At 58.6% G+C, this 6,187-nt stretch carries 6 protein-coding genes; 4 read left to right on the forward strand and 2 right to left on the reverse strand.

Annotation, left to right across the window (positions count from 1 at the left end; translation table 11 throughout):
- Together H4Q31_RS21110 and H4Q31_RS21115 are read left to right on the forward strand one after the other, a co-directional pair.
- Window positions 1–1,004, forward strand: a 1,004-nt coding sequence (locus tag H4Q31_RS21110; protein WP_185181045.1) for a GDP-mannose 4,6-dehydratase, incomplete at its 5' end; no start/stop codon positions are given.
- Window positions 998–1,753: a glycosyltransferase family 2 protein gene (locus H4Q31_RS21115; protein ID WP_185181046.1), complete on the forward strand. Its 756-nt coding sequence runs from the start codon at window positions 998–1,000 to the stop codon at window positions 1,751–1,753. The genes H4Q31_RS21110 and H4Q31_RS21115, both read left to right, overlap by 7 nt.
- 410 nt (window positions 1,754–2,163) lie before the next feature.
- On the opposite strand, the gene H4Q31_RS21120 is transcribed toward H4Q31_RS21115, so the two are convergent.
- A complete protein-coding gene (locus H4Q31_RS21120; RefSeq protein ID WP_185181047.1) occupies window positions 2,164–2,895 on the reverse strand; it encodes a glycosyltransferase family 2 protein in 732 nt (243 codons plus the stop codon).
- A gap of 132 nt (window positions 2,896–3,027) precedes the next feature.
- Window positions 3,028–4,044: a ketoacyl-ACP synthase III gene (locus tag H4Q31_RS21125; protein ID WP_185181050.1), complete on the reverse strand. Its 1,017-nt coding sequence runs from the start codon at window positions 4,042–4,044 to the stop codon at window positions 3,028–3,030.
- A gap of 185 nt (window positions 4,045–4,229) precedes the next feature.
- On the opposite strand from H4Q31_RS21125, the gene H4Q31_RS21130 reads away from it, so the two are divergent.
- Together H4Q31_RS21130 and H4Q31_RS21135 are read left to right on the forward strand one after the other, a co-directional pair.
- Window positions 4,230–5,171: a YhcN/YlaJ family sporulation lipoprotein gene (locus tag H4Q31_RS21130; protein ID WP_185181048.1), complete on the forward strand. Its 942-nt coding sequence runs from the start codon at window positions 4,230–4,232 to the stop codon at window positions 5,169–5,171.
- Between the two features lie 188 nt (window positions 5,172–5,359).
- Window positions 5,360–6,178, forward strand: a complete 819-nt coding sequence (locus H4Q31_RS21135) for a spore germination protein (protein ID WP_185181049.1) — start codon at window positions 5,360–5,362, stop codon at window positions 6,176–6,178.
- Window positions 6,179–6,187: the final 9 nt, after the last annotated feature.

The following is a 6,187-nucleotide window of genomic DNA, read 5'->3' on the forward strand; positions in this document are numbered from 1 at the left end:
AGCTGGGGCCGGCCCCGGCCTATGGCGTCGCGGCCGAGGCGGAGCCTGCGGCTGACGCGAGCGGCGCGGACGCATCCGGGCCCGGGGGCGGTTGCGGGCCGGCGGCGCCGTTCCCGGGGCGGCCGGCCGCGATACGGTCCGTTAGCTGCGACCTGACGGACCGGGAGACGGTTCGCTCGTTGTGGCGGGAGACTTCGCCCGACGCCTTGCTGCACTTGGCCGGGCAGAACGCGGTGGACCGTTCGTGGCGCGAGCCTGACCTGACGCTGGCAGCCAATGCGATGTCCACCGCTTATCTGCTGGAGGCCATGCGCGCGGGCGGAGGCGGCGCGCGCGCGCTGATCGTCGGCTCGATGCTCCGCGAGCCGGTCGAGTCCCCCTCCCATCCTTATGCTTACAGCAAGTCGGTTCAAGCTTCCGCCTCGATCGCCTGGCATCGCTGGTACGGCCTGCCGGTCGTCGTGGCGGAGCCCTCCAACCTGATCGGCCCCGGCGGAAGCGCCGGCCTGTGCGGGCGAATCGCCCGCTGGGCGACGGAGACGGAAGCAGCGGAACGCGCCATGGCCGGCGCATCCGAGGAGCAGGCGGAACGGGGAATTCTTGCGGTCTCTGGCAGTTCTGCATGCCGGAGCCGCCCTGATCCGTTCCGCCTGTCTTCGCTCACGGAGCGAAGAGACTACCTCGACGTCAGAGACGCCGCCGCGGCTTACGAGCTGCTGTTGCTGCATGGCACGCCAGGCGCTTGTTACGCGATCGAGTCAGGCAAGATGCGCTCGCTTCGGGAAGTGAAGGCTGCCTTCGAGCAGCTCTCGACGGCTGAGCTGCAGTGGGAGATCAGCGAAGGCGCCGCGCTGGCGCCTTCGCCGGCTCCGCGGGACTGTTCGCCCATCCGAACGCTAGGGTGGAGGCCGTCCATTCCGTTCCCCCAGTCGATCGCAGACGCGCTCCGGGCGGAGCGGGAGCGGATCAGCCTGACGCCCGAAGGAGGGAACGCCGGATGCTGAAGCAGCCTTCCTCGCCGCTGGTGAGCGTGGTCATGCCTTTTTACAACGACCCTTATGTGGGAGAAGCCATCGAGAGCGTGCTCGCGCAGTCGTACGGCAATGTGGAGCTCATCGTCGTGAACGACGGCTCGACGCGCGAGACGGAACGGCTGCTCCCCTACACAGATCGGGCGATTGTGCTGAACAAGGCGAACGGAGGGACGGCCAGCGCGCTGAATGCCGGATTCCGGGCCGCGTCTGGCGAGTATATCGCCTGGCTCAGCTCAGACGATCGGTTCGAGCGAGAGAAGCTGGAGAGGCAAGTACGGTTTATGGAAGAGAAGAAGGCTTGGATCAGCCATACGGCTTTCCGGTGCATGAACGAGCGGGGAGAAGCAGAGGGTCCGCCGATCCGGCTTCCGTTCGCGGAACCCTATCTTTTCTACCAGACGTTCCTGACGGGGAACGTCATTAACGGCTGCACGGTCATGATGCGCAAAGCATTGTTCAATCGACTGGGAGGCTTCGATGAGAAGCTGCGATTCACCCACGACTACGATCTCTGGGTTCGCGCGCTGCTCGCGGGATTCCCGATTCCGTATCTGGACGAACCGCTGACGATGTACCGGCGCCATTCGGCGATGGGTACGTTCCGCCACAAGAAGGATATTGACGATGAGTTCCGCCAGGTGTCGGAGGGCAGCCGGCCTCGTCTCGCCCGGCTGCTGGAGGCGATCGAGCCGCTGCCCTCTGCCGTGCGGCGCCGCTGAACGAATAGCATGTCGCACATCTGGATTGCCTCGTGATTACGTCCTAACGGCCAAGTGAAATCAAGCGGCAGCGATGCCGTTTGATTTTGTTTGGTTAGCACCTCGCATCTCGCTCCTCACATCTCGCACTTCACACTTCGCACCTCCGCCAATCAGAACAAACAAGTTGCTTCTAACGGCTTCCCGTCGTCTAGGATTCAACTCCTCGACTTATGAGATTAATGCGATTGCCAGAACACAAGAAAGCCGCCTCGATATCGACGCTTCAGGAGCATCGAATCCAAGCGGCATGTGCTTCACGCCAGTATTGATATTTGAGATATTATAACCCAAATCCCGTTAGCATGTGGAAATCATTGTTATATTGCGCATGATGAAATTGCTGCTTCGCATACGCCTTCGTCACCCGTTCACAAAGTCTGCAGCAACGCGGATATCCGAGGCGCATAATAATCGCGGACTCTGGCGAATTCCCTGCTGGCCGCGGCCTTGTGCCGCTGCGTTCCCATGCCTTCGTGCCAGCGGTAGGCGGTAAGCTGCTCATTGATGTAGTGAAAGTCGACTCGAGCCAGCAGCACGCGCAGCCAGAATTCGTAGTCCTGCGTACTGGCAAGCGTCTCGTTGAACCAGCCGACCCGATTCGGCAAGCTTCGGTGCATCATCACCGTGCAGCCGTTAACCGGGCAGAAGGAGAGCATGGCTCGAATAAATTCCTTCGCGGAGCCGAATTTGACGGCCACCGAATGCATCAACTGCTCGCTGTTGGGGCCGATGATATTGAAGTCGGTGCAGCTGATCAGCGCTTGATGCCGCTCCATGTATTCAACCTGCCGGGCGATCTTGTGCGCATAGAACACATCGTCGGAGCTGAGCCAAGCGACGTATTTCCCCGAAGCCAGGCGGATTCCGTAGTTCAGTGCGCTGGCCGTACCGCCGTTCGATTTGCCTAAATAATGAATCCGCCCCATGTAAGGCTGCAGCTTCTCTTGATGCAGTGTAGAGCCGTCGTCCACGACGATGACTTCAATCGGAGCATAGGTCTGCGATAACGCGCTCGCGACGGCTTGATCGATATATCTATCATTGTAGAAAGGAATGACAATCGTAACCAACGGTTTGGCAGCTGTCGATGTCGATGTCATGAGCAGGCCTCCTGATCCTGAATGATACCAGTGTACGTGGACAGGATAAGTGCCGTCACGACAGTTGAACCTCGTCATCGGCCTGTTTTTTGATTCGAAGGTTGGACCACAAGGCGGGTTAACGATATGGTCTTATTCGCCCTGCGTATCGCCCTTGGCTTCGCTCTTCTCGAGCGTCCACCTTATCAGCAGCCCGGCTTGCGTCAATCCGGAGCCGAAGCCGTATAGAGCGACGAGCTGCCCAGGCTCGAGCCGGCCATCCTGAACGGCCAGATCAAGGGCGAGCGGGATGGACGCCGCCGACGTGTTGCCGCACAAGGAGACGCTGTGCAGCGCTCGCTCAGGCGGCAATTCCAACCGTTCGCACATCGCCTCGATCATGCGAAGGTTCGCGCTGTGCGGCACGAACCAATCGAGACCGCTGACGCCTAGGCCGGCCTGGTCAAGCATTCGCCGCACGCCCTGCGGAATTTGCGTAACCGCCCATTTGTACACCTCGCGGCCGTTCTGAACCATCTTGCCTTCGCCCGCGAGCGGCTGGCCGCGCCACCAAGAGGACAAGCCGGCCGCATAGATCAAGCCGCCGCCGGAGCCGTCCGTTCTCGCGTCGGAAGCGATGAACGAGCCCTCATCAGCCGTCTCAAGCAGTACGGCGCCGGCTCCGTCGCCGAGCAGGATGCAGGTAGAGCGGTCGGCGTAATCGGTAATCTTGGACAGCGTCTCCGTTCCGATCACGAGCACTTTGCGGTGTGCCCCCGACAGCAGCAAGCCGTTCGCCGTCTGAAGAGCGGCGACGAACCCGGCGCACGCCGCGTTCATGTCGAAAGCCAAGCAAGACTCGATGCCCAGCGCATCCTGAACGCGGGAGGCGACGGAAGGGAACGGCGTATCCGGTGTCGTCGTCGCGACGATGACGGCGTCAATGTCGCGCGCCTCCTTCCCGTAACGGGCGAGCATCCGCTCGGCTGCGCGAATTGCAAGGTGAGAAGCGAATTCCTCTTCCCCCGCGATTCGGCGTTCCTTCATGCCGGTTCTCCGGACGATCCATTCGTCATTCGTCTCGACCATCGTTGACAGCTCGTCGTTCGTCATGATGCGTTCCGGCACATAACTGCCGATTGCGGTAATTCTTGCCGAAGATCTTAATATGGTTTGCATAAGGAGCCGCTCCTTTATAGTCAGATATTAGTATCAGATACTAATTTGTGTGATGTCCTCATCATAGATGCAAAATGTACTACTGTCAACCAAGCGGCTGTTCGGCATATTCACTACTTCGCAGGGCATCTTAACCGTGGCGGGCAACGCCAAGATGAAAGCCAAGGAGGGTTACGATGCGAAAAGGTGCGGCCGCTTCTTCCATCGTCTTGTCGACTGCGCTGGCGTTGACAGGCTGTATGGCTAATCAGGGGGATCTCGGCAACAAGAACATCCGCCCCAACAGTTATCGGGCGCAGAACACCCGGTTCGCCCAGGACGGCCTGAATGAGACGAATCGGATTAACGGCAGACAGCAGATGAATAACAATATCGCAGGGCTTCATCAGAATGCTAACTTGGAGCTCAGCCAGGACATTGCGGACAGACTAAGCTCTCTGCCGGAGATTAAGTCCGCTTATGTGGCTTTGACGAACAACAATGCGTATGTAGCCGTCGTCGAAGACCGTAATGGCAATGGCTCCAATAACGCTGGCAATGGAGCGAACGGCAGCGTGACGCCGTATAGCACCGGAGCAACTCCCCGCGATGACGGTTCCACGAACCCGAATGTATTCCGGTCTCATTACAGTGCGGATGGCTTGCATTATTACCATAAGGATCAGATCAGTTCCATTCCGCAGACCGGCATGCATACGCGGAGCAAAGACGGCGTGCGCGGGTTATCCGCAGCAGGAGACAACGATGTGAACGGGAATGGAATTAGCAACGGCAACGCGAACGGGAACTTCGGCAACGGAACGACAGCTACAGATGACATTGCCGACGATCTCAAGAGCAAGGTAGCGGATATCGTGAAGGGAATGAATCCGGCTATCGACAATGTTTATGTGTCGGCTAACGCCGACTTCTACGGCCGAATGCAGAACTTCTCGGCCGACGTCGCCGCCGGTCATCCGATCCAAGCGATGATCACGCAATTTAACGCATTGGTGGAGCGGATCTTCCCGGAGAACGCCGGAACGGGAACGACGAACGGCCGGACGGACAAGATCGCACCTCACTATTACGCGCCAACGACGAACGCTCGTCCGAGCGGAGCCGGCACGACCCATTGAGCAGCAATCTCGGCCGTATGCATGCCCATCCAGCCTCGAGCGAACGAATCGTCCGCTCGAGGCTTTTGCACGAATAATGCCATCCATCATTAAGGTTGTCCCTGCCTGCCGCGGAGTATGCTTGCTAATCGTTATGGGAAGGCTGTCCCTATTATCATCGTTATACTGAAAGGGGATTGCCGCGTCACATGAGCGTTCCTCTCGAGCCTGCAGATCACAATCCCAAGCCTACGCTAGCCTATACGCTAGAACAGTTTAAGAATTGCACGGACTTCACGCATCGAACGTTCCCTGGCAACAGCTTGAACGTCGTTTATTTGTCTTACTTAATCGACAGCGACGAGCTGATGCGGGATATCATTCAGCCCTTCACAGGAGCAAACGATGAAGAGGCAGCGGCGATTCTGGCTTGCCATCCCTATAAGCCGGCGGAGAATGCCTATGAATGCATCGATGGCATTCTTGACAGCAACGGGGCTATCTTCCTGGGGGATCAAGCTTGGCTCGTTCCCCTGGCCCGCATGGTAGGCCGCCAAGTCGAACAAACCGAGACGGAATCGGTTATCGCCGGCCCGCATGACGGATTCGTCGAGAATCCGACCGAGAATATCAGCGTTCTTCGCAAACGGATCAAGAGCTCTCATCTGAAGACATTAAAGCTGTCCGTAGGTGAGATTACCCGGACGGACGTATTCATTCTATATATGGAAGGAATATCCAACCAAGACAACGTCGATCTGCTGGTCCAACGAATTCGCAGCGTCGAGATTGACGGCATCGTCGAAGGCAATATGTTCGTGCAGTTGATCGATGAGAATCCCAATTCGGTGTTCCCGCAGTTCATGACGACCGAGAGGCCGGACGCCGCCGCCTCGAAGCTGCTGGGGGGCCGCATTGCGGTGATCGTCGACGGGAGCCCGTCCGTCATCATCTGTCCGACGGCATTCTGGGACTTCTTCTCCTCGCCGGACGACTATTACAACCGCTGGCTAATTGGGGCTTGCTGAACAAGATTC

Source organism: Cohnella lubricantis, from assembly GCF_014212015.1.
GTDB classification, from domain to species: Bacteria; Bacillota; Bacilli; order Paenibacillales; family Paenibacillaceae; genus Cohnella; species Cohnella lubricantis.

Coding starts and splice junctions, on each gene's coding strand:
- H4Q31_RS21115 (WP_185181046.1), top strand. CDS start 998: ATGCTGAAGCAGCCTTCCTCGCCGCTGGTGAGCGTGGTCATGCCTTTT.
- H4Q31_RS21135 (WP_185181049.1), top strand. CDS start 5,360: ATGAGCGTTCCTCTCGAGCCTGCAGATCACAATCCCAAGCCTACGCTA.
- H4Q31_RS21130 (WP_185181048.1), top strand. CDS start 4,230: ATGCGAAAAGGTGCGGCCGCTTCTTCCATCGTCTTGTCGACTGCGCTG.
- H4Q31_RS21120 (WP_185181047.1), bottom strand. CDS start 2,895: ATGACATCGACATCGACAGCTGCCAAACCGTTGGTTACGATTGTCATT.